22 protein-coding genes are annotated in these 22,925 nt (G+C 67.3%); 8 read left to right on the top strand and 14 right to left on the bottom strand.

Annotated elements, in window-relative coordinates; all coding sequences use genetic code 11:
• Positions 1-142: 142 nt before the first annotated feature.
• The 7 genes from ACW170_RS12360 to ACW170_RS12330 all read right to left on the bottom strand — a co-directional run bounded on the left by ACW170_RS12360 (position 143) and on the right by ACW170_RS12330 (position 9,258).
• On the bottom strand, positions 143-1,273 hold the full coding sequence (locus ACW170_RS12360) for a pyridoxal phosphate-dependent aminotransferase (RefSeq protein ID WP_492086963.1): 1,131 nt from the start codon (positions 1,271-1,273) through the stop codon (positions 143-145).
• Positions 1,270-2,079, bottom strand: coding sequence for a 16S rRNA (adenine(1518)-N(6)/adenine(1519)-N(6))-dimethyltransferase RsmA (rsmA, locus tag ACW170_RS12355; protein WP_492086962.1), 810 nt, complete (start codon positions 2,077-2,079; stop codon positions 1,270-1,272). Before rsmA ends, ACW170_RS12360 begins: the two co-directional genes overlap by 4 nt.
• 8 nt (positions 2,080-2,087) lie before the next feature.
• The gene (pdxA, locus tag ACW170_RS12350; RefSeq protein WP_492086961.1) at positions 2,088-3,083 is read right to left on the bottom strand and encodes a 4-hydroxythreonine-4-phosphate dehydrogenase PdxA; all 996 of its coding nucleotides are present in this window, start codon (positions 3,081-3,083) and stop codon (positions 2,088-2,090) included.
• Positions 3,080-4,435, bottom strand: coding sequence for a peptidylprolyl isomerase (locus ACW170_RS12345; protein WP_492086960.1), 1,356 nt, complete (start codon positions 4,433-4,435; stop codon positions 3,080-3,082). Before ACW170_RS12345 ends, pdxA begins: the two co-directional genes overlap by 4 nt.
• A 72-nt stretch (positions 4,436-4,507) precedes the next feature.
• On the bottom strand, positions 4,508-6,943 hold the full coding sequence (locus ACW170_RS12340; RefSeq protein ID WP_492086959.1) for an LPS-assembly protein LptD: 2,436 nt from the start codon (positions 6,941-6,943) through the stop codon (positions 4,508-4,510).
• Between the two features lie 33 nt (positions 6,944-6,976).
• Positions 6,977-8,113: an LPS export ABC transporter permease LptG gene (gene lptG, locus ACW170_RS12335; protein WP_492086958.1), complete on the bottom strand. Its 1,137-nt coding sequence runs from the start codon at positions 8,111-8,113 to the stop codon at positions 6,977-6,979.
• Positions 8,110-9,258 carry an LptF/LptG family permease gene (locus ACW170_RS12330; protein WP_492086957.1) on the bottom strand — a complete coding sequence of 383 codons (1,149 nt, stop codon included), beginning with the start codon at positions 9,256-9,258 and terminating at the stop codon, positions 8,110-8,112. The genes lptG and ACW170_RS12330 overlap by 4 nt, the downstream gene beginning before the upstream one ends.
• A 144-nt stretch (positions 9,259-9,402) precedes the next feature.
• On the opposite strand from ACW170_RS12330, the gene ACW170_RS12325 reads away from it, so the two are divergent.
• From ACW170_RS12325 to ACW170_RS12310, 4 genes are read left to right on the top strand one after another with little or no spacing between them, the layout of a single operon-like run.
• Positions 9,403-10,878, top strand: coding sequence for a leucyl aminopeptidase (locus ACW170_RS12325; protein ID WP_492086956.1), 1,476 nt, complete (start codon positions 9,403-9,405; stop codon positions 10,876-10,878).
• Between the two features lie 20 nt (positions 10,879-10,898).
• On the top strand, positions 10,899-11,357 hold the full coding sequence (locus tag ACW170_RS12320; RefSeq protein ID WP_492086955.1) for a DNA polymerase III subunit chi: 459 nt from the start codon (positions 10,899-10,901) through the stop codon (positions 11,355-11,357).
• Positions 11,315-11,671: a hypothetical protein gene (locus ACW170_RS12315; protein ID WP_492086954.1), complete on the top strand. Its 357-nt coding sequence runs from the start codon at positions 11,315-11,317 to the stop codon at positions 11,669-11,671. The genes ACW170_RS12320 and ACW170_RS12315 overlap by 43 nt, the downstream gene beginning before the upstream one ends.
• Before the next feature lie 23 nt (positions 11,672-11,694).
• Positions 11,695-11,997 carry a hemolysin gene (locus ACW170_RS12310; protein WP_492086953.1) on the top strand — a complete coding sequence of 101 codons (303 nt, stop codon included), beginning with the start codon at positions 11,695-11,697 and terminating at the stop codon, positions 11,995-11,997.
• A gap of 4 nt (positions 11,998-12,001) precedes the next feature.
• Here the strand turns inward: ACW170_RS12310 and ACW170_RS12305 are convergent, their stop codons facing one another.
• Positions 12,002-12,928, bottom strand: coding sequence for a LysR family transcriptional regulator (locus tag ACW170_RS12305; RefSeq protein WP_492086952.1), 927 nt, complete (start codon positions 12,926-12,928; stop codon positions 12,002-12,004).
• Between the two features lie 117 nt (positions 12,929-13,045).
• Between ACW170_RS12305 and ACW170_RS12300 the strand changes: the two genes are divergently transcribed.
• Complete coding sequence (locus tag ACW170_RS12300; protein ID WP_492086951.1) at positions 13,046-13,744, top strand: pirin family protein; 699 nt, start codon at positions 13,046-13,048, stop codon at positions 13,742-13,744.
• A gap of 103 nt (positions 13,745-13,847) precedes the next feature.
• Positions 13,848-14,246, top strand: coding sequence for a DoxX family protein (locus tag ACW170_RS12295; RefSeq protein ID WP_492086950.1), 399 nt, complete (start codon positions 13,848-13,850; stop codon positions 14,244-14,246).
• Positions 14,247-14,282: 36 nt separating this feature from the next.
• Here ACW170_RS12295 and pip read toward each other — a convergent pair whose 3' ends face one another.
• Entirely contained in the window at positions 14,283-15,257 is a 975-nt protein-coding gene (gene pip, locus ACW170_RS12290) for a prolyl aminopeptidase (protein WP_492086949.1), read from the bottom strand.
• 45 nt (positions 15,258-15,302) lie between these two features.
• Positions 15,303-15,659: a DUF423 domain-containing protein gene (locus ACW170_RS12285; RefSeq protein WP_492086948.1), complete on the bottom strand. Its 357-nt coding sequence runs from the start codon at positions 15,657-15,659 to the stop codon at positions 15,303-15,305.
• Between the two features lie 74 nt (positions 15,660-15,733).
• On the opposite strand from ACW170_RS12285, the gene ACW170_RS12280 reads away from it, so the two are divergent.
• The gene (locus ACW170_RS12280; RefSeq protein ID WP_492086946.1) at positions 15,734-16,903 is read left to right on the top strand and encodes an MFS transporter; all 1,170 of its coding nucleotides are present in this window, start codon (positions 15,734-15,736) and stop codon (positions 16,901-16,903) included.
• Here ACW170_RS12280 and ACW170_RS12275 read toward each other — a convergent pair.
• The 3 genes from ACW170_RS12275 to ACW170_RS12265 all read right to left on the bottom strand — a co-directional run bounded on the left by ACW170_RS12275 (position 16,900) and on the right by ACW170_RS12265 (position 20,513).
• The gene (locus tag ACW170_RS12275) at positions 16,900-17,490 is read right to left on the bottom strand and encodes a hypothetical protein (protein ID WP_492086945.1); all 591 of its coding nucleotides are present in this window, start codon (positions 17,488-17,490) and stop codon (positions 16,900-16,902) included. The two genes, ACW170_RS12280 and ACW170_RS12275, sit on opposite strands and share 4 nt — an antisense overlap.
• A 77-nt stretch (positions 17,491-17,567) precedes the next feature.
• Positions 17,568-20,219, bottom strand: a complete 2,652-nt coding sequence (locus tag ACW170_RS12270; protein ID WP_492086944.1) for a coiled-coil domain-containing protein — start codon at positions 20,217-20,219, stop codon at positions 17,568-17,570.
• A gap of 114 nt (positions 20,220-20,333) precedes the next feature.
• Positions 20,334-20,513 (bottom strand): hypothetical protein, encoded by a 180-nt coding sequence (locus ACW170_RS12265; RefSeq protein WP_492086943.1) that lies wholly within the window; start codon positions 20,511-20,513, stop codon positions 20,334-20,336.
• Positions 20,514-20,674: 161 nt separating this feature from the next.
• Here ACW170_RS12265 and ACW170_RS12260 point away from each other — a divergent pair, with 161 nt between their 5' ends.
• A complete protein-coding gene (locus ACW170_RS12260; RefSeq protein WP_492086942.1) occupies positions 20,675-22,153 on the top strand; it encodes a phospholipase D-like domain-containing protein in 1,479 nt (492 codons plus the stop codon).
• On the opposite strand, the gene ACW170_RS12255 is transcribed toward ACW170_RS12260, so the two are convergent.
• Positions 22,138-22,875 carry an endonuclease/exonuclease/phosphatase family protein gene (locus ACW170_RS12255; RefSeq protein WP_492086941.1) on the bottom strand — a complete coding sequence of 246 codons (738 nt, stop codon included), beginning with the start codon at positions 22,873-22,875 and terminating at the stop codon, positions 22,138-22,140. The two genes, ACW170_RS12260 and ACW170_RS12255, sit on opposite strands and share 16 nt — an antisense overlap.
• Positions 22,876-22,925 lie beyond the last annotated feature (50 nt).

Below are 22,925 nucleotides of genomic sequence, written 5' to 3'. Positions count from 1 at the left end.
GCGTCCTACGCGATGTCGTCTTCAGCGCTACTCAACTGCACCCCTTATCCCACAACAGGGGTTCCAGAGGGTAAATTTCTATCTAGGGGCGATTGCTTAGGTACGCACCACGATTGCCGAATCGGCGGATTTGCAGAGGCGGTCAGAGCGGCGTTCGCGCCGCGAACCAGGGCGTTAGTCGCGTCAGAGCCGCCTCGACCTCGGGTGTGGAGACGGCGAAGCTGATGCGGATGAAGCGATGGCCGTCGACGGGATCGAAGTCGACGCCGGGCGCGGTAGCCACACCGGTATCGCGCAGGAGTTGTTCGCAGAAGGCCACGCTGTCGTTCGTCAGATGCCCGATGTCCGCCCAGATGTAGAAGGCCCCGTCGGGCGGGGCGATCTTTCTCAAACCGAGGGCGGGGAGCGCCGCCAGCATCAGGTCGCGGTTGCGGGCGTAGGTCTGGATATGACCCTCGAGTTCGTCGATCGCGTCCATGGCGACCAGGCCGGCGTGCTGGCTGAGGCTGGGCGGGGTCAGGAACATGTTGCCGATATAGGCGCGGGCGGCGTCCACCAGAACGTCAGGGACCAGCAGCCAGCCCAGGCGCCAGCCGGCCATGCTCCAGTATTTGGAGAAGCTGTTGATCACCATGGCGTCGGGGGCGAACTGGAGCATGGACGGGGTCGGGCCGACGTAGGACAGGCCGTGGTAGATCTCGTCCGACAGGATGGCGATGTTTCGCGCGCGGCAAACCTCGGCGATGGCGGCGAGTTCGTCCTCGGGGATGATGGTGCCGGTCGGATTGGCGGGGCTGGCGATGATGACGCCGGCGGGTGCGGGGTCGAGCGCCTCGAGTTGGGCGGCGGTCAGTTGGAACCGGGTCTCGGGACCGCAGGCGATCTCCACCGGCTCCAGATGCAGGGCGCGCAGGCTGTTGCGGTAGGCGACATAGCCGGGGCGGGCCAGGGCGATTCGGTCGCCGGGCTTGAACCGGGCGCTGAGGGCCAGGACGAGCGCGGGCGAGGCGCCGCAGGTCAGCAGGATGTTGGCGGGATCGACCGTCACGCCGTACCGATCCTGGTACAGGCGAGCAATACGGGCGCGCAGGTCGGGGCTTTCCCAATAGCCCATGGCGTCGGCGTCCAGCACCTGGTGCGCGCGGGCGATGGCGGCGGCGGGCGCGCCGGTCGAGGGCTGGCCGAACTCCATATGGATGATGGACTGGCCTTGTGCCTTCAGCTGGTGCGCCAGGCGGCTGACGGAAATGGCGCGGAAGGGTTCGACGGTCATGCCAGAGCATCCGCCAGTCTGAGGAAGCCCGCGACATCCACGGTTTCAGCCCGCACGTCCGGCTCGATCCCTGCGGCCTCGCACAGGGCGGCGCCGCCCAGCTGTTTCAGGCTGGAGCGCAGCATCTTGCGGCGCTGGCCGAAGGCGGCGGCGGTGACGCGTTCCAGCTTCTTCAGGCGTTCGGGCGACGGGCGCTCGTCCAGCGGGACCAGATGGACCACGGCCGAGGCCACCTTGGGCGGCGGGGTGAAGGCGGCGGCGGGCAGGTGCATGACGATGCGGGCGGTGCAGACGGCCTGGGAAATGACCGCCAGACGGCCATAGGCGTCCTCGCCTGGCCCGGCGGCGACGCGCTCGGCGACTTCCTTCTGGAACATCAGGGTCAGGCTGTGGGGCAGCCAAGGGCCGGTCAGCCATTTGATCAGCAGGGGCGTGCCGACGTTGTAGGGCAGGTTGGAGACCAGATGGGTCGAGCCGGAGACCAGATCGGCCTCCTTCACCTTCAGGGCGTCGGCCTCGACGATGGTCAGGCGGCCGGAGCCGTCGTCCAGCTCCGACAGCAGGGGGATGAAGCGCGGGTCCTTTTCGACCAGGACCACGGGGCCGGCGTCGGATTCCAGCAGGGCGCGGGTCAGGCCGCCGGGGCCGGGGCCGACCTCGATCACGGCGCGGCCCTCGAATGGGCCGGCCAGGCGGACGATCTTGCGCGTCACATTGAGGTCCAGCAGGAAATGCTGGCCGAAGCTCTTTTTCGCCGACAGGCCGTGGGCGTCGAGGGTTTCGCGGAGGGAGGGAAGGTCGGTCACACGCCCTGTTAGCGCGCGGCGCGGGCCGCCGCCATCTCCGATGCCAGACGAACGGCGGCGATCAGGCTGTCGGGGCGCGCAATCCCCTTGCCGGCGATGTCGAAACCGGTGCCGTGGTCGGGCGAGGTGCGGATGACGGGCAGGCCCAGGGACACGTTCACGCCGCCCCAGAAGTCCAGGGTCTTGACCGGGATCAGGGCCTGGTCGTGGTACATGCAGATCGCCGCGTCATAGGTCGCGCGGGCGTCGTCATGGAACATCGTATCGGCGGGTTTTGGATCGGTGATGTCGATCCCCTCGGCGCGCAGCTGTCGGGCGACCGGGATCAGGATATCGATTTCCTGAAGTCCCAGGGCGCCGCCTTCGCCCGCGTGCGGGTTCAGCGCGGCCATGGCCAGGCGCGGGCGGGCAATGGCGAAGTCGCGCTTCAGGCTTTCGTGGACGACGCGGGCGGTGCGGGCGACGCGCTCGGCCGTAACCAGTTCCGGCACCTGGTCCAGGGCGACGTGGATGGTGACCAGGCAAGCGCGCAGGTCGCGGGCGGTCAGCATCATGACCGGGCCGCGCGTGCCGGCGTAGGGGGCGTCGGCGGTCAGTTCGGCGATGAATTCGGTGTGGCCGGGGAAGCGGAAGCCCGAGGCGTACATGGGCGCCTTGGCGATGGGGGCGGTGACGACGCCGGACGCCTCGCCGGACAGGACGAAGCTGACCGCCTCCTCGATGCCGTCGGCGACGGCGGAGGCGTTGGCGGGGTCGGGGGTTCCGACCACGACCGGGGCAGGCAGCGGGCGGTGGATGACCGGCAGGGCCCGCGCGAATCGGTCAAGGGCGTCAGCGGGGCTGTTGATCTCGATGACCGGAACACCCTGGTCCCGCAGCAGCGCGGCGTCGCCGATGACGGCGAAGGCCAGGGGTTCGGTGTTGAGCGCCCGCCAGGCGGCGGCCACGATCTCCGGCCCGACGCCGGCGGGTTCGCCCAGCGTCAGGACCAGAGGCCGGATCATTTGAACTCGATGAGCGCGTCGTTGCGCAGGTCGCGCAGGTAGCGGCGCTCGAGCACGGCCAGGTTCTGGGACCGCAGGCGGCCTTCGACCTGTTGACGATTCGGGGCCTCGGGGCCGCCGACGCGACGGCCGCAAACGGCGACCAGGTGCAGGCCCAGCGGGGTGCGGATCGGCGTGGAGACCGAGCCGATCTCGCCGGTGCGAGCGAACTGCTGGAACTGGGGGGCCAGATCCGCGACGTCGGATTCGCCGAGGTCGGCGCCAATGACGCCGGCCGTCGCGCGCGACTGGGACAGGATGTTGTCGCAGTTCAGACCCTGACGCATGGCTTCCAGGGTTCGAGTGGCGGCGGCGAGGTCGGCTTCCGAGGCGGCTTCGGGCAGTTCGACCATCAGCTGTTTCAGCGACACCAGACTGGTCGCGGCGCCGTCGCGCTTGTCGCGCATATAGATGATGTAGACCCCGCCATCGACCGGGACCGGGTTGGACAGTTGGCCGGGCTGGAGCTGGTCGAAGATGCTCTGGAGCGCCGGCTGGACCGTGCCCTTGACCACCCAGCCGGCGTCGCCGGGAACGCGGGCCGAGGCCGAGGGCGCCGCCGAGAATTGCTGGGCCACGGCCTGGAAGGGCGCGCCCTGGATGATCTGCTGCACCAGTTGGCGGGCGCCGTTCATGGCGGCTTCCTGGCCGCCGACGCGGGAGGCCTCGATGTAGATCTCACCGATCAAATACTGGGGCTGGGCCGCCGCGTCGTTAAGGCGACGGACCTCCTGATCGACCTGGAGCGTGCTGGGGCGGGCGCGGCTGTTGAAGCGACCCGGCACCAGCTGACCCCAGCCGATCTCGGTGCGCAGACTCTCGCGGAAGGCGTTGGGCTGGATGCCCCCCTGCTCGAGGAACTCCAGATAGGCGGCGGGGGCGACCCCAGCCTGACGGGCCATCTGGGCGATTTCCTCGTCGACTTCCTGATCGGTGATCCTGAGCGTCTCGAACTTGGTGATCTCCTGCGCCTTCAGGCGCTGTTCGATCAGGCGGTTCAAGGCGGCCTGCTGGATCGCGGGCAGGTTCTGTTCGGTCGGCTGGACCTGGGACGAGGCGATAAGCATCAGCATCTGCTGGCGCAGGTCGAAGCCGGTGATGATCTTGTCATTCACCGTGGCGACGATGCCGTCGGCCATTTCGAACTGGGGCGCAGGGCGCGCGGCGGCGGGGCCGTCGCCGGCCGCAGGATTGGGCGCCCCAGCGGCAGGCGCCTGCTGAGCGGCCGGAGCGGACGCCGTCTGACCCTGGGCCGAACCGGCGAGGAGGACCGCCGCGAGGGCAGCCCCCGTCGAATAACGCATCAAACCCATTGGTCGTCCTGATTCCTCACAGCGGTCCATCTGCCAGGCCGGCAGGCGGTCGCGCCCCGTAAAGCGTCATGCTCAACGCATCTCGCCCTGTCCATAACCTGAACCTCCGAAAGTGGCGAGGTTTAGGCGCACATAGATCCCGTCGGAGGGGCCGCTGGCCCGAACGCGGGTATTGTTGCGGCGATAGCCGAACTCGACACGGAAGCAGTCGTCGTCGAACAGGAGGCCGATTTCCTGGCGCGTGATGATATTGGTTTCCAGGTCGGCGATGCCGGCGACGGCGATGCCCCAGTCGCCATAGACGAACTGTTGCGCCGCCAGCTGAATGAATTCGTAGTTTCGATTCAGGTCGCCGGACAAAGGATTGGAGCTGTCGACGATATAGCTGACCTCCGCCAGGTTGCGACGGCCCCAGCGCCCGTCGAGCGCCGCCTCGGCCCGGCGAATTCCGCCTGAGCCGTCGATGGTGGCGTGAGCCCAGCTGCGGATACGGTCAGACGGCGAGAAACTGCCCTGAACGACCCAATCCGAGGCCGACGAGGCCAGGCCGGTCGGATCGTAAAGCCGGCCGGTCGTGCTGTCGGGGATCGTGGTGCGGAAGGCGTCTTCGTCGTCAGCGCGGTAGCTGCGCCCGACGAACAGACTGGCGCTGCGGCCCTCCGACCAGCGAATCGTCGCCCGCCCTCCCGCTGTGATCCGCGAGCCCCCTTCGACTAGGTCGTAGCCTGAGAAGCGGTCCATGCGGAACAGCGAGGATTCGTCGAGCTCGATGACCTGCGAATCCTCGTTGGGAATACGGGGGTCGATGTCGGCCTTGTTGGAGATCGACACCTGGGCGACCGGCTCCAGGATGATGTCCGCGCGCTGGGTGCGGCGGATCAGCGGATAGCTGATGTCCACACCGGCGCTGGCGCGGGTCCGGCTGAGGCTCTCGTCGCTTTCCACGCCCAGCATCGGCGGAAGATCGGATTGGGAATAGAGGTCGATGCGCGTGTCGATAAAGGGCTCGATCCGCAGGCCCCGGCAGGTGATGAAGACGCGGCGCCATTCCGCCTGAGCCGTCACGCGGCGGCTGTCGACGCCGGCGAGGCCGGTCGTGTCGGCCGGCACGATATCGGGATTCAGGACCGGGGCGCCGACGAAACTGTCGCGGTACAGGGATACGGCGGAACCCTTGATCCGCAGACGCCCGCCGAAAACGGGGCCGGCGGGTTCCCAGCGCGCGTCGACCAGGGGCGCGACCAGGGGCAGGGTGTCGTCGTTCTCAAAGACCTTGAAGCCCGCGGGGTCGCGGAAGTCGTTGTCCTCGAAGGCGGGGTCCAGGCGGAGGCTCTGGATCGAGAAGGCGGCGACCGACACATAGGAGCGGTCGGTCTGGCGCTCGGCGTAGATCTGGCTGATCAGGCGGCGACGATCGCCGTAATAGAGGCCGTTGTCCTGATAGGGATCGCGAATGTCGTAGCGGTCGAAAAGGGTCTTGTCCGAGGTGCGTTCGGCGGTGAAGCCGAACCGCCACGGGCCCTGGGGATCGAAGTCGCCGTTGGACAGCAGATAGGAGCGGTGCTCCTCGTCGCCGAAACGGACATTGCTCTCGTAGTCGCCGTCGCCGTCCAGGTCGAAGTCGCCGAAATTCCGTTCGTAGGTGTAGCCGCCGCGCGCGACGATAGAGCCATTGGCGAAGCGACGACGCCATTGCAGGTTCAGCAGGGGGGCGACCGAGCTGTTGATCTGGGGGCTGATCAGCCAGTCTTCCGACGGAGAGACCACGTGCAGATAGGGTTGTTCGACCGAGACGCCACGACCCTCGTCATAGTTGATGATCGGCACCAGCAGACCCGAGGCCCGCTCCACTGTCGGGTCGGGATGGGCGAAGAAGGGGGTGTAGAAGACCGGCACGCCGCCGACGCGGAAAATGGCGTTGCGATAGATGACGGCGCGCAGGGCCTCGTCCTGAACCACTTTTTCAGCCTGGATCGAGACGCTGGGCGTCTTTGGGCCGTCGGCGTCGCAGATCGGGCAGGGGGTGAATATGGCGTAGTTCAGCTCGTTGACGTTCTCGCTGCGCCTGACCGCCGTCGCCGCCATCAGGCTGGAGCCATTCTCCAGCCGCGTCGCAAAATCGACGGCGACCGCCGCCCTCAGTTCGCGGTCGGTTTCCAGATGACTGCCGTAGACGACCGTGCCGTCGGCGGAAATCGCCTCGACCCGGCCGCTGATGGAGGCCGCGCCGCTGGACAGGTCGTAGGCCAGGTCATCACCGCGCAGGACATTGCCCTCGGTGCGCAAGTAGACGCGGTCGCCGCCGTCGCTCCGAGCCGTGATGACGTCGCCGGCGCGGCCGGCCGTGGCGGCGTCGACATAGACGGCGCCCTTGTCCAGCCCGTCTTGTGCCGTGACGGGAGCCGTTTGGGCCAGGGCCGCGCCGGAGGGGACACAGATGAACAGCGCCGCGCCGGCCAGAAGCCGCGCCCGGAAGGCCTTCGAACGCTGATCGCGATCACCCTGCATGAAGCATCCGTCTGTCTTGAGCGAGGCGCTCGCTTAGCCGTCTTCGGTATAGAACAGCAAGGTGAAGGCGGCGAGGCCCGTCAATATGGGCGGCAGCCAGGCCGCCACGACCGGCGGAACCACCTCGGCCGAACCCATGGCGGAAGAAAACTGATTCAGGAAGAAGAAGGCGAAGCCCAGCACCACGGCCGCGACGCTCATCTTGGCGAGGTCGCCCAGTCGCATCAGGCGTAGGGAAAAAGCGGCCGCTAGAATCGACATGGCGGCAAAGACCAGGGGCGTGGCGAGAAGTTGCTGGAACCGCAGTTGGTAGGCGGTCGAGGCGAAGCCGGCGTTCTCGATTCGCTCGATCTGGTTTGGCAGCGACCAGAAGGGCGTGGACTGGGGGCGAGCGAACCGTTCGAACGCCTCTTCGTCGGCCAGGCTGGAGATCAGGTCGAGGCTGGAATAGGCCACGGCGCGCTGGCCGATGCTGGCGCCAACCGCATTGGTCAGCCGCCAGCGGCCCGCGCTGAGGGCGGCGGACTGTGCGTCGATCCGCTCCGAGAAGTCGCGATTGCCTGAAGCGTCCGTCGTATAGATGAAGAAGGTGACGTCCAGCAGGCGGGCGTTGGCGCGATCCTGACGTCCGGCGCGGATGATCATCTGGCGCTGGTCGTCGCCCTCGCGCAGCCAGATGGCGGCGTTGGAGCCCGCATCCGGAGCAGCGCCGGAAATCCTCGCCCGCTCCCGCTGCCACAGACCGTCGCCCGCCGAGGCCAGGGGGCCGAGCACGGTCACGGTGAGGGCGCCCAGCACCAGGGCCATGCCGGCGGCCGGAAGAACGAAGCGCCAGGCCGACACTCCCGCCGCCCGCATCGCGATCAACTCGCTGCGGCGGTTCAGGCCGATATAGGCGGCCAGGGTGCCGAACAGAAAAACGAAGGGCAGCAGTTGCACGATGACTGACGGCGATTTCAAAGCCACCAGGCCCAGGATGCGCAGAGCCGACAGGTTCTGATCTGAACCCACGCCGCGCGACACCTCGACGAAATCGATCAACATGACCAGGGCCCCAATCACCGCCAGGGCGACCCCGAGGGACCGAAGCTGCTGGACCAGCACATAGCGCTCGATCCGGCCCAGGCGGGGCGGATTGAGCGTGGTCAGGGACGGCAGGGCCAGGGTCATGCGAACCTCGCGCGGAACTGCGCCCGCATCCGGTCGACGATCAGGTGGTCGCGGCGTCTTCTTGGTTTCAGGGCGCGGAACATCAGACGGGCCGCCAGGGCGACGGCGACCACGGGCGCCAGATATTGCAGGATGTTCATCCAGGGATTCCAGGCGCTGGCCGCGACCAAGCCATAGCCGATCACCCGGACCAGCAGGAAGACGCCGGCGGCCTTGGCGATGCGGAGCGAATAGCCGGTGCGACTGAAGGACCCGCCCATGACGGCGGCAAGGGCCAGGGCGACGGCGACAAGGGCGTAAAGGGGCGCCGAGATCCGGGCGTGCGCCTCGGCCAGCAGTTCGTCGCGTGAGCCAGCGGTCTCGAGCACGCGGGGCGTCGGGTTCAGCAGTTGTCGCAGATAGAGGTCGGCGGGCTTGTAGCGAATCTGCTCGGTGACGGCGGAGAACTGACCCAGGGGGAAGTCGTAGCGGTCAAAGGACAGGGTCTCCAGCACACCCCGCGACGAGTATTTTTGCCATGAGCCGTCGATCATGGTCAGGACCGGCTCGTCCGCGGCGTCACGGCCGAACCGCGCCTCCGCCGCGCTCCAGTTCTGGGTCGATTTGCCGTCGTCCAGATAGACGAACATGTTCTTCAGCAGGCCGTTCTGCTCGATCTGCTGGACATAGACCGTCAGACCGTCCGGTCCCTGGACGAACTGGCCCTCCTCGACCAGCAGCGCCGCCAGGTCGGTGCGGATGGCGAAGGCCTGGTTGCGGGCCTCCCGCTGGGCCCAGGGCTGGGCGAACAGGGTCATGAAGAGGTTGAGGATCAGCACCAGCATGGCCAGGCGCGCCGCCGGGGCGATCACCTGCCACCGCGTCATGCCGCCGGCGAAGGCCGCCGTCAATTCCTGCTCGCGTTGCATCCGGGTCAGGGCGATCAGAACCCCGACGAAAAGACCGATCGGCAGGATGACCGCCAGCAGCTGTGGCAGGGCGAGCAGGGTCAGTTTGACCATGACCCACACGCTCTGGCCGCGCTCGACGATGACCTCGAGTTGGTCCAGACTCTGGCTCAGGATTCCGATCCCCGCCAGCGAGGCGCAGGCCGCGACCACGGGCAGCGAAATCTGACGAAAAAGGTATCTTTGAATCAGGGTCATGGGCGGAAGGACTTCGCCCGGTTGCAGGCGGCGATAATGAGGCGCATCTAGTAGCACAGGAGGGCGCGTCCGCGACAAGCAGACGCGCCATTTGTCTTTTTCTTCCGTTGTAGACGCCGGGTGGGGCCTGGCTGGAGTTTGTGAATGAAGATCGAATTCGTCGCTGCCGTAGACGCTGCTGAAATTCTCGCCGTGCCGGTCCACGAGGACCGGACCCTGGCGGGCTCTGGTACAGAGCTGGACGCCAAGTCCGGCGGCGCCCTGACCCGGGCGATGAGCAAGGGCCGTTTCGTCGGCAAGTCCGGCCAGACGCTGAGCGTCGCCGCGCCGTCAGGCGTCAGCGCCGACACCATCCTGCTGGTCGGCGCTGGGCCGGCTGACAAGAGCGACGACCTGGCGGTCGAAGCCTTTGGCGGCAACGCCTATGCGGCGGTGAAACTGTCGGGCGCCGAGGTCCTGACGATCGACGCCTCGAACCTGACGCCGGAACAGGCCGCTCGCGTCGGCTTCGCCGCTCGTCTGGCCGCCTACCGGTTCGACAAGTATCGGACCACCCAGAAGGCGGACAAGATCCCGTCGATCACTGCGATCCGGGTCGTGACTTCTGATCTTCGCGCCGCCGAGGCTGCGCTAGAGCCGCTGTCGGCCGTCGCCGACGGCGTGATCTTCGCCCGCGACCTGGTGTCCGAGCCCGCCAACGTCCTGTACCCGGCCGAGTTCGCCAAGCGGGTCAAGGCGCTGGAAAGCCTGGGCCTGGAGGTCGAGATCCTCGGCGAGGCCGAGATGGAGAAGCTGGGCATGCGCACCCTGCTGGGCGTCGGCCAGGGCAGCCGTCGCGAGAGCCAGCTGGCCATCATGAAGTGGAACGGCGGCGAGGCGGGCGGCCAACCTCTGGCCTTCGTCGGCAAGGGCGTCTGTTTCGACACCGGCGGCATCTCGATCAAGCCGGCCGACGGCATGGAAGACATGAAGTGGGACATGGGCGGCGCGGCCGCCGTGACCGGAACCATGATCGCCCTGGCCGGTCGCAAGGCCAAGGTCAACGCCATCGGCGTGCTGGGCCTGGTCGAGAACATGCCGGACGGCAACGCCCAGCGCCCAGGCGACGTGGTCGTGTCGATGTCGGGTCAGACGGTCGAGGTGATCAACACCGACGCCGAGGGCCGCCTCGTGCTGGCTGACGCCCTTTGGTACACGCAGGAGCGTTTCAAGCCGAAGTTCATGATCGACCTGGCCACCCTGACCGGCGCCATGATCGTGGCCCTCGGCCTGGACTACGCCGGCGTCTTCTCGAACTCGGACGAGGTCGCTGATCCGATCCTGGCCGCGTCGAAGAAGGTGGGCGAGAATTTCTGGCGCATGCCGATCCCGGCCATCTACGAGCAGCACATTGATTCGAAGATCGCCGATGTGAAGAACACCGGCAACGGTCGCGCGGGCGGGTCGATCACCGCCGCCCTGTTCCTTCAGCGCTTCACCAACGGCGTGCCGTGGGCCCACCTGGACATCGCCCCGACCGCCTGGGCCAACAAGAGCCCCAGCCCCACCGTGCCGGAAGGCGGCGTCGGCTTCGCCGTGCGCACGCTGGATCGTATGGTGGCTGACGCTTACGAAGCCTGAGTTCCGGACGGTAGGGCCGGATGAGCGGCAAGCCCGAAATCTGGTTCTACCACCTGGAGCGTTCGACGCTGGACCAGGTGCTGCCGACCCTGCTCGAGAAAACGCTCGAGCGGGGCTGGCGGGCCTTGATCAAATCGTCCCATGCCCATCGGCTGGACGATGTCGATGAGCGTCTGTGGACCTTTCATGAAGAAAGCTTCCTACCGCATGGCCGGGCGGATCAGCCCCATGCGGATCGTCAGCCTGTGCTGTTGAGCGAATCGGGAGAGAACCTGAACGGCGCTCAGGCGCTGTTCATCGTCGACGACGCAGAACTGGGCGTGACGGAAGGGATCGAACGATGCTTCATCATTTTCGACGGGCGCGACGAGCCGGCGCTTCAGAATGCGAGAGCGCGCTGGAAGGCGCTGAAGGCGGAAGGCGGCAATCTGGCCTATTGGCGCCAGACGGACGAGGGACGCTGGGAAAAGGCGGCCTGATCGCCCTGGTGCTGCTGGCGGGGTGTTCTACGCCCGTCGCTGAGCAGCCGGCGCCCCGGACCGTGGAGCGGGCGCAACTGACACCGCCGGTCGGCAGCCGCATGCCGACCGCCCAGACGACCGATGTCTGCAAGGCCGGAGAGTTGCAATATCTGGTCGGCAGACAACGGACCGAGATCCCTGTGCCGGTGGACGTCGTCAACCGGCGCGTGACCTGCACGACCTGCCCAGTGACTGAGGATTTCTCGGCCTACCGGCTGAACATCTTCTACAATGCCGATACCGGCGTGATCGAACAGGTCCGCTGCGGCTGATTGAGACCCAAGGAGAGACGACCATGAAGACCGGCTTTATCCTGAGTTCCCTGATGGCCGCCGGGCTGGCGTTGTCGGCGTGTGCGCCCACGGAAACACCGGTGATAAGGACGCCGGGCGACGCCGCCGGCTTCAAGGCCTGCAAGGTCGAGGACTATCAGGCCTATGTCGGCCGCAACCGCTCGACCGTTCCGAGCGCGCCGGAAGGTCAGACCTTCCGCGTCCTGTGCACCACCTGCGCCGCCACCATGGACTATCGCGAGAACCGCGTGAACTTCGTCTATGACGAGGCCTCCGGCGTGATCCAGCAAGTCAAGTGCGGCTAAGGCGTCAGCGTCCAGCTGTGTCGCCAGGCCACAGGGGCGCGCTGAACTTTCTGGCCAGATAGTCCATAAGGGCCGTGACCCGCGCGGGGCGCGGCCCGCTACTGGGCGCGACCAGGTGCAGGGCGATGGGCGGGAGGCGCCAGTCGGTCATCACCGTCTCCAGATGGCCGCTGGCGACGTCCTTCCAGTAGATGAAGTCCGGCAAGGGGGAGACGCCGAGTCCTGCGCACAGCGAGGCGATCAGGGCGTCGGAGTTGTTGGCGCGCAGCGGCCCGCGCGGCCGCACCACCACCTCTTCGCCCGCCCCGTCGACGAACCGCCAGGCGTCGGGCGTCGGCATATAGGCATAGCTGAGGCAGGAATGCCGCTCCAGATCGTCGGGATGTGTCGGCCGGCCACGCTGGGTCAGATAGTCGGGCGAGGCCACGAGGGACCGCTCGACCGGCCGCAACCGCCGCGCGGTCAGGGACGAGTCGGGCAGTGCGGCGATGCGCAGGGCGCAGTCAAAGCCGCCGCCGACCAGGTCGATGACCTCGTCCGACAGGTGCAGGTCGATCGACACATCGGGGTGGGTGGCCAGAAACTCGGGCAGGGCCGGCGCCACATAGGCCATGCCGAATGACATGGGGGCGGCCAGCCGCACCAGTCCGCGAGGGGTGACGGACATGTCCAGGGCCTCCGACACCGCGCCCTCGGCCTCGGCCAGCATCAGGCCCGCGCGCGCCGCCAGGGTGCGGCCCGCGTCAGTCAGGGCGAAGCGGCGCGAGGTCCGGTGGAGCAGGGTGGTCTTCAACTGCTGTTCCAGCCGCGTCACCGCCTTGGACACGGTCGCCTTGGAAAGCCCCATGGCGTCGGCCGCGCCGGAGAAGGACTGGGCCTCCGCCACCTTGGCGAAGATGGCCATGGCCTCGAGGTCGGGCAGGCGGGACATGGTGGGCTCTGCGTTGGAAACGATGAGTTTCAGGGGTTTCTATTTCTGTTCGGTCGCCGATCTCTATCTTGGCGTCAAGTCAATGACGCCGGGACGGCCCGGCCTGAGGATAGACCGATGATCGAGCGTAGACCGTTTGAATCGCTGGGCGGCGACAACCATGGCTGGTTGAACGCCAAGCACCACTTCTCCTTCGCCAACTATTATGATCCCAAGCGGATGAGCTGGGGCAATCTGCGGGTCTGGAACGACGACGAGATCGCCGCCGGAACCGGCTTCCCGCCGCACCCGCATTCGGACATGGAGATCATCACCTATGTCCGCGACGGCGCCATCACCCACGAGGACAGCCTGGGCAACAAGGGCCGCACCGTGGCCGGCGACGTCCAGGTGATGAGCGCGGGCACCGGCATCCGCCACGCCGAATACAATGCTGAGCCGGAGCTGACCCGGATCTTCCAGATCTGGATCGAGCCGACCAAGCGTGGCGAGGCGCCCAGCTGGGGCTCCAAACCCTTCCCCAAAGGCGAGCGCTCGGGTCAATTCGTGGTCCTGGCCTCGGGCTTTGAGGGCGACACGGATGCCCTGCCGATCCGCACCGATGCGCGGATCGTGGCGGCGACCCTGAACGCCGGCGACAGCGCCGACTATGCCCTGGGATCGAACCGGCGGGCCTATCTGGTGCCGGCCAAGGGCGAGATCGAGGTCAACGGCGTTCGTCTGAACGCTCGCGACGGCGCGGCCATCGCCAAGGAGGACGTCGTGACGGTCAAGGCGATCTCGGACGTCGAGATTGTGCTGGTGGACGCCGCCTGATCGACAGGGTCGGAGTTTCAGATCAACCTGTCCGGCCGAACACGGTTCGGTCGGACGGCCCGCCTAATGCGGGTCAGTCCCCAATCGGGGAGGAAACCATCAGATGTTCAACCAACTTGAAGCCTCGTCACCGCATTTTCGCGCGGTGCTGCGTATCGTCGCCGGCCTGCTGTTCCTGGCTCATGGCGTAGTGAAACTGTTCGGCTTCCCTGAAGGCGCCCAGCCGGGCCAGGTCGAGATCCTGTCGCTGTTCGGGATCGGCGCGATCCTGGAGCTGGTCGGCGGCTCGCTACTGGTCCTCGGCGCCTTCACCCGCCCGGTCGCCTTCATCCTGGCCGGTGAAATGGCGGTGGCCTACTGGATGTTCCACGCCCCCTCCAGCCCCTATCCAGCGGCGAACGGCGGCGATGCGGCCATCCTGTTCTGCTTCATCTTCCTGTATCTGCTCGCCGCAGGCGCAGGGTCGTGGAGCATTGACGCCCGTCTGCGTAAAGCGAGCTAAGTCCTTGTCTCCTCTCCGCTCTGCGGAGAGGAGACTTTAGACGTCCAGCGCCCAATCCGTCGCGCGAACGAGGCTATCGACGATGCCGGGTTCCGATGAGGCGTGGCCGGCGTCGCCGACAATGTCCAGTTTCGCCTCGGGCCAGGCGCGGTGCAGGGACCAGGCGCTGGCGATGGGCGTGACCACGTCGAACCGACCCTGGGCGATCCAGCACGGAATGTGGCGCATCCGGTCCACATTCTTCAGCAGCCAGCCGTCTTCGGGGAAGAAGCCTGCGTTGGTGAAGAACCAGTTCTCGATCCGGGCGAAGGCGAGGGCGAACTCGGGTTCCGAGAATTTATCGGGCTTGGCGTTCGGGCCTTCGACACTGACGGTTTCGCCTTCCCAGCTGGACCAGGCCACGGCGCATCTTTCGCGTTCGGCGACATTGTCGCCGATCAGCCGCTTGTAATAGGCGCCCATCAGATCGCCGCGCTCGGCTTCCGGAATCGGCGCGATGAACCGCTCCCAAGCGTCGGGGAAGATCATCGAGGCGCCGTCCTGATAGAACCAGTGCAATTCCTTCTTGGTCAGCAGGAAGATGCCGCGAAGCACCAAGGCGCGGACGCGTTCCGGGTGGGTGACGGCGTAGGCCATGGACAGGGTCGAACCCCACGAGCCGCCGAACACGACCCATTTGTCGACGCCGCAACGTTCCCGCAGACGCTCGATATCCTCGATCAGGGTCCAGGTGGTGTTGTTCTCGAGCGAGGCGTTCGGCCGCGACTGGCCACAGCCGCGCTGGTCGAACATGATGATCCGGTACTTGGCCGGGTCGAAGAAGCGCCGCATGCCCGGATTGACCGCGCCGCCCGGGCCGCCGTGCAGAACGACGACCGGAAGGCCCTGAGGGTCGCCGCTCTCCTCGTAGTAGATTTCGTGAACGTCGTCAGACGTCATCCAGCCGGACGCAAAAGGTTCGATCTCTGGATAGAGATCCCGGCGAGGTTCGAGAGGCGCGGAAAAGGCCATGCGTGGCGGTCTTTCTACTCGGCCCAAGCTTGGCCGTACTGAGCGTTACGAACGGAATGCCGCAAAGGCCAGGCAAAGCCAACCGGCGATCATCAGCAGGCCGCCGACCGGTGCGACGGCGCCCATGGCCGACAGGCCGAGGAGAGCGACCAGGGCCAGGGCCACACAGAAGACCAGCCCGCCCGCGGCGCCCAGCCACCCGGCGAGCCGCGCTAAGCCGCCGCCTGATGTCCAAAGGGCGCAAGGCAGAGCGAAGACGGCGTGCGCCAGCTGGTAATGGGCCCCGGTCGACAGCAGGGTCTTGACCTGCGGCCCGGCCCCGTGGGCGGCGAAGGCGCCCAGGCCGATAGCCATGGCCCCGTTGAGGGCGGCGAAGATGATCAGGTTGCGACTCGCTGTCATAAACCCACCCTAGACTGCGATGACCGTGGAGCAAACCGGTCGATACGGGCGGAAGTTCTGCTATGGCGGCGCCTATGGGATTCGCCTCGAAATGGCGCGCGGCGTCGCACTACGCCTTGATGTACGGCGGGCTGGGCGTCAGCCTGCCCTACGCCGGTCTGTGGATGAAGGCGCAAGGGCTCAGCGGGGCGGAGATCGGGACACTGCTGGCCGCGCCCATGCTGGGGCGTCTGGTCATGGGGCCGGCCATCGCCGTCTGGGCCGACGGGTTCAAGTATCGTAGGACGCCCATCGCCCTGCTGGCGGGCATCGCGGCGGTGGGGTACGGCGCGGCCGGCCTGGTGGACGGTTTCCTGGCGTGGATGGTTTGCTGGTTCATCGCCGCGACCGGGGCGGCGGCGATCTTGCCGTTGACCGATGTGCTGGTGCTGCGGCGGGCACGGCGGGAAGGCTTCGCCTTTGCTGTGCCGCGCGGTTTCGGCTCGGCGGCCTTCGTCGCGGCCAATATCGCCATGGGATTTATCCTGAGAACGACGGGAAGCGAGGCGGTCATCGTTGGGGTGACCCTGGTTTGCGTCGGCATTGCCGTGACGGCCTGGCGGGTGCTGCCGGAGGAGCCCGTCCATGACGGGCCGCCGCTGGCCGGGTGGGACCGGTTTCGCGACATGGGGCGGTTGCTGAAGGACCCGGTGCTGGTGATCGCGCTGGCGGCGATCGGGACCGTGCAGGCGGCCCATGCCTTCTACTACGGCTTTTCCGCCATCCTGTGGCGGGAGCAGGGGATCGAGCCGCATCTGACCGGGATCTTGTGGGCCTTCGCCGTCGTCGCGGAGATCGCGTTGATGTGGGTGTTCGAACCGTGGCGGCGACGGCGCGGCATTGGGGCCTGGCCCATTTTGATGATCGCGGCGGGGGCGGCGATGGTGCGTTGGCTGTTCATGGCCGCAGCCCCGCCTCTATGGGCGTTGTGGCCGTTACAGGCCCTGCACGCCGTCAGCTTCGCCGCCAACTATCTCGCCGGCGTCGAGCTTATCGAACGATTGGCGCCGCACGACAGCCAGACGGCGGCCCAAACTCTGAACTCCACCCTTTCGGCGGGGGTGTTGATCGGCGTCGCGACCCTGGCGAGCGGTCCGCTGTACGACGCCTGGGGCGCGGGGGGATACCTGGCGATGGCGGGGCTGGCCGGCCTGGGATTGATCGCGGGATTGGCGTTGAAGCCGATGCTCGGCGCGCGGGGTTAGGCGCGGGGCAGAAGGGCCATCTGGCCGGCCATGACGGAGGCCGCAGCCTTGATCGCCCGCTTCACCGTGTTCTCGTCGGCCGTGGCCGGGGTGCGCAACAAACCGACGGCGGGCGTGTGCGGCCCGTCAGCCAGTTCGACCAGCACGCGATAGAGCAGATAGGAGCCGACATCCGCCTCGGCCTCCGACGTCGCCTCGGCAGGGATGCCTGTTGCATTGATGGCGCGGACAATATCGGCGACCGGGGCGGTCGTGCGCGCCAGACCAGGCCCGGTTTGCGACAGGCGTTCCTCATGATCGAGAGCGCGGTTCTCTGCCCGCATCTGCATGCGAAAACCATTGCTCTTGGCGGCTCGTCCTACCAGCAGGACCGCGCGGCAATCGCCGTTTCTCAGATGATCGCCCAATCGTGCGGCTAGACGCGCCGGATCATCAGAGGAGATGCTGACGGTGCGGGCGCAGGGCGGGCTCCAGGCCTCTCCCGATAGATCTTCGACCATGTCCCAGCCGGGATCCGCGTCATAGGCGCAGATCGCTATGCCGGGGCGTCGGTCAGGGCGGCTTGAGCCTTCAATTTCGGTTGTCATTCAGGCTTTACTCTCACCCAGCGTGACGCTTTCGTGACGCGGACTAGGTGGCGTGAACTTCACCCCGGCGTCAAGCCTCAACCAAGGTCGCCCACGGCCGCGTCGAGCAGCATGAAGGCGCGGCCGCTGTCGGAGGCGAGGCGGTTCTGGACCGCCTGGGCGTCCCCGCTGCGGGCGTAGGCGGCGAGGTCCTGAGAAAAGACGACCACATAGCGTTCCGCATCGGCGCGCAACTCAGGATCGCTCAGGACGCGGCGAGAGACGCTTCGCACGGCGGCCGGCGCGACGCGGCGGACGATGCGACGGGCGCCGTCGGGATCACCGGCCCCAAGAAGCCGGGCCGCCTCCTCGACGCGCGAACGCGGCAGAAGCGCGTTGGGATCGACGCCCATCCGGCGGATCGCGGCGGCGACGCGATCGGACAAGGCGACCGAGTCGGCGGCGTCTATGGCTGGACGCTCCAGCTCTAGCGGCGCCTCGTCCTTGCCATCTGAGACGAGATCGTTCCAGTCCAGACCGCCTTCGGGGGCGGGCGTCGGGCGCGGCGCCTCGGCCGGGGACAAACGAAGGCGATTGCGCAGGCCGAAACTCCGGTCGCCGGACCGCTCCTGCGACGAATCCTCCGGCGCGGGCCGGGGCGGGCGGGCCCGCTCGGTTTCAGCCAGGGGCTCGCGATGACGGCCTGCGGGCGCGTCGCCGGAGACCACGCCCATCAGCCGAACGGCTTCGGTCAGCATGTCGTAGTTGCGGCGGACCCGTTCCTGGAAGCCGATGTCCAGGGCTTCGGTGTCCTCGGCTGCCTTGCGCGAGGCGGCGGCGAGCGAGGACAGGCCTTGTTCGACGCTGGCGCGCACGGCCTCGACCCGGGCGCGGGCCTGTTCCGGCAAGCGGGCCGCCCGTTCATCGACGTCGGCGACGGCGGTGTCGATCTCGGACAGGGCCGAGTTCAGGCGGTCGACCAGGCTTTCCAGTCGCTGAACCATCCGCTCGCCGGCCTTGTCCACCAGACCGGAGGTTTCGCCGACGATGCGGCGAGCGTCCTCGATGCGTGCGTCTGCGGCCTGGTCGGCCTTCTGCGCCGCCTCGAACAGGGCCTCGCCCAGGCGATCGGCGCGGAGACGGGCCTGTTCGGAGGCGTCGGCGGCGGCGGCGCGGGAGTCCTCGGCTGTGGCGCGCATCTGCTCGAGCGCGCGGCGGGTTTCCTCCATCAGGGTGTCGCGGGCGTCGGCGGCCAGGGCCTCGAACCGATCCAGCGAAACCTTGGTGGCGGCGTCGAAGCCGTCGGCCTCGCGCTGGGACATGTCGACCAGGGCCCGGAACTGGTCTCCAGCGGCTTCAAGGATTTCGCGCAAGCTTTCGATCGAGACCTGCGAGGTCTTGTTCATCTGATCGTGCGCAGTGCGCGTGGCGGACAGGTTTTCGACAAACTGGGCGCGCTGGCTCTCGACCTGGGCAGAGAAGTCTTCCTGATCGGTCCGCAGGGCGTAGGCGGCGGTGACCAGGGCGGCGCGCTGCTGGCTGAGGCCTTCCTCGACCGACTGGATCTGTTCGGCGACTCCGGTTCCGGCGTTCTCCAACCGGATGGTCTGGCGGGCCAAGTCGTCGGCGGCGACACGGGCGGCGTCCTGGGCCTCGCCGGCGGCGGCGGCCAGATCGGCGGCGCGGGCGGCCAGGGCGGCTTCGGCCTCGCGCAGTTGGGCCTGGGCCAGGTCCGAGGCGTCGGCCACCATGCGGGACTGGCGTTCGACCGCGTCGATGACGCTGGTCGCTTGGCTGTCGAGATGAAGGCCGAGGGTCTGCATCTGGTCGCGTTCGCGGGCCAGGTTTTCGGTCAGGCGGCGGGCGGTGCGGCCGGCGTGTTCGGCCGCCTCGTTGAGACGATTGGTCTCTTCCATCAGGGCCTGACGCAGCAGGGCCATGTCGTTGCGGGCGCGCTCGGCCGCCAGGGCGGCGTGGTCGATGTCGGAACGCAGGGTGCTCAGCACCTGGCCAGTTTGCTGGGCCGCGAGGGCGGTGGGGGCGACCAGGGCCTCGGCCAGGTCACGGGCGCGGCGGGTCTCGGCCGCCAATCCGGCGCCCTGCCGCAGGGCATGGGCCAGCATGATGGAAAGGCCGACGGGCGCCAGGGCGATCAGGCCGTAGATGGCCAGCCGGAGCGGATCCAGTTCGGCGCCGCTGGATCCCAGTTCGAACGCGGCCCAGGAGGCGACGCCGCCCACCCATAGCGTCGAGGCCAGTGCGGCGATGAGATAGGCGGTCTGGCTGCGCGTCGCGATAGAGGCCCGCTCGGACACGCTGGACCTCAGCATCGGCGGCCAGCCCATATCGACGGGCGCGGGAGGCTGGCCGGCTGCCACCGCCATTTCGACGGCGGCGGTGGATTCCGGCGTCGGTTCGGCGACGACCTCGGGCGCGGCGGGCGGTTGTTCCGAGGCTTCCGCTACGGGTTCCTCAGGCGCCGGATGGGGCGGCGGCGGCGGCGGGGCGGCGGCGCGCAGCTGGGCCTGACGCGCCTCTTCGGCCATTCGACGGCGCCGTCGTTCCGAGATCGGGCGTTCAGGCGGCGGCGCGGGCAGGGGATCCAGTTCCAAAGGCGGTTCGGACGGCGTTTCCGCCTCAACCAGCGTCTGTTCGACCTCTGCCTCAACCGCTGCGTCGTGAGCCCCGTCGACGGGCGCGACGGCGTCTTCGTCTGTCAGCTTCAGCGGCGGCCGGTTACGGGATTTCATCAGGCGTCGAGCTCGATTCATGCGCGCGGCGCGCGAAACGCGCCGATTCGACCCTAGCGGCTTGAAACCAAAGGTCCAAGACGTAGAGATCGTTGAGCCGTGGACTGTTCGTTCTCAGCAGTCGCGATCGGACTCGGCAGCGAAGGTCGCAGCCTTCTCGGCAGGGCAATCCGCCACGCGGTGAACTTCCCGATCGGCGGGCTGCGGAGAATGGATGTCGACGCCGAATTGCGACAGGACGGCGGCGGCCAGCAAGGCGATGAAGCCCGCGATCAGTTCCACCAGCGCCTGCATGACGGCGTCTCCCACAGCCCCCATGGCCGACGGCCTTATGCGCCTTTTTGGCGAACGCCACAATCCCGCCGCGTAAAGATTGACCCGGCGTAGCGCGCGTGAAACGGAAGAGGCGAGGGCGTCCCCATCGCAGTGTCACGCGAATCGGGCAGGCAGGCTGAATGACCGAAGACAGCGACAGCTATGACGGCAGTCTGCTGACCCCGGGAGCGGGCGTCTGGCGCAGCGAAGTCGCGCACCGGTTTTCCATATTGATGGAGAACGAGGCCTATTTCGACGCCCTGTCGTCGGCGCTCAACAAGGCCGAGCGATCCATTGTGGTGCTGGGCTGGCAGTTCGACCCGCGCACCCATCTGGATCCCGAAACCCGACCCAGCGAGAAACAGTTCGAGATCGGTCATCAGCTGCGCATGCTTGTGAAGCGAAAGCCGGATCTGGATATCCGGCTGCTGATCTGGAAGTCGCCACTGCTGATCGCGGCGTCACAGGGCTTTTATCCGCACCGGGCGCAGCGCTGGTTCCGCAAGCGGATGGTCGAGTTCCGCATGGATTCGCCCGGGCCGATCGGGGCCTGCCACCACCAGAAAGTGATCGTCATCGACGACCGCGTGGCCTTCTGCGGCGGCGGCGACATCTCGACCGACCGCTGGGATTCCGAAGATCATTTTGACGGCGATCCGCGACGCGCCCTGCCGAACGGCCTGATTTGCAAGGCCCGCCACGAGGTGATGAGCGTGATGGACGGACCGGCGGCGCGGGCGCTGGGCGATCTGGCGCGGGAACGCTGGTTCAAGGCGACCTGGGAGCGCACGATTCCCGATGAGGTCGAGAGCGATCCCTGGCCGGGCGGGGTCGCCGTGCAGATGACGAACGTCCCTGTCGGCATAGCCCGCACCGAGCCCAAGTGGAGCGGGCGGCACGAGGTGCGCGAGAACGAGGCCCTGCACCTGCAGTCGATACGGCGCGCCAAAAAGCTGATCTATTTCGAGAACCAGTACTTCACCTCGCCAGTGATCGCCGCAGCTTTGGCCGAGCGGCTGGCCGAGGTGGACGGGCCGGAGGTGGTGGTGGTCTCGACCGGCAAGAGCCCGAGCTGGTTCGACAGCATGACCATGGATACGGCCCGCGCCGAAGTGCTGTACCGACTGGAACAGGCGGACAAGTACAACCGCTTTTTCGCCTTCGCCCCCCTGACGGCCGAGGGCGACCGGATCATCGTCCATGCCAAGGTGTCGATCATCGATGACCGGCTGTTGCGGATCGGGTCATCCAATCTGAACAATCGGTCGATGGGGCTGGATACCGAGTGCGACATCGCCGCCGAGCCGACCGATGCGGCGGGGCGCGCGGTAATCGTCGCCCATCGTCATCGGACGATCGGACACTGGATCGGCGTGTCGGCTGAGGATTTCGCGGCGGTCGAAGCGGTCATGGGATCGACGGGCGCCGCCATCTGCAGCTTCGCCAGCGACCGGCTGAAACCGCTGGGGTCGGAGCCGCCGACGCGGATCCAGAGACTGTTCGCTGAATGGCAGCTGGGCGATCCGACCTCTTCGAGCGACGCCTGGCGGCCGTGGAAGCGGCTGAACCGGTCGCAACGCACCCGACCGATGTCCGAAGGCGGTCAGGCGCCGGGCTGAACGATCTCGAAGTCGATGATCAGCGGCAGGTGATCCGAGGCCACGCGGGCCAGGGGCGAGAAGTCCGACTTGACCCCCGTGATGCGGATTTCCGGGCTGACGAAACAATGATCGATGCGGATGGCCGGGAAGCCCGACGGGAAGGTCTTCACGGACGGCTTGAGGTTCAGCAACCGTTGGCAGTCCGCCAGTTTGCGCACCAGGGTCTGATAGGGGCGGGTGATCGAGGTGGCGTTGAAATCGCCGGCCAACAGCGTCGGCCCGGTACAGCCGCCGAGCCATCCCGTTCCGGCCAGGGCCGACGCCTGAAGCCTCTGTTCGCGCGGGACCAGGCCCAGGTGGGTTGTCAGCACATTGATCGCGACACCGTCGATCTCGATCTCGGACCAGATGGCGCCGCGTGGCTCCAGCCCTGGAATGCCGCGAACAGTGGGCAGGGCGTCGGCGCGGATCAAACGCTCGGGATGTGGCGTCATGACCGCGTCGCCATAGAGTTCGGTCTCCACCCGCATCGCCGGGTGAAAGCGCGAGGTCATGGACAGGCCTTCGGCGATGGCTTCGGCCTGATCGACCTTGCCGGTGCGGGCGCGGCCGACATCCAGTTCCTGGAGGCAGACGATGTCCGGTTCGTGCTCGCTGATGACGGCGACGATGCGGTCGACATCCAGGCGCTTGTCCGTGCCGACGCAGCGATGGACGTTATAGGTCAGAAGGCGGGGCATGGTTTCCCGAGGACGTGCCGAGACTTGGGCGGATGGCTAGGCCTTTTGGG

The sequence above is a fragment of the Brevundimonas sp. FV2ps16 genome, from assembly GCF_058681075.1.
The sequence above is the reverse complement of the archived record's forward strand: the minus strand, read 5'-3'. Positions and strand labels throughout refer to the sequence as shown.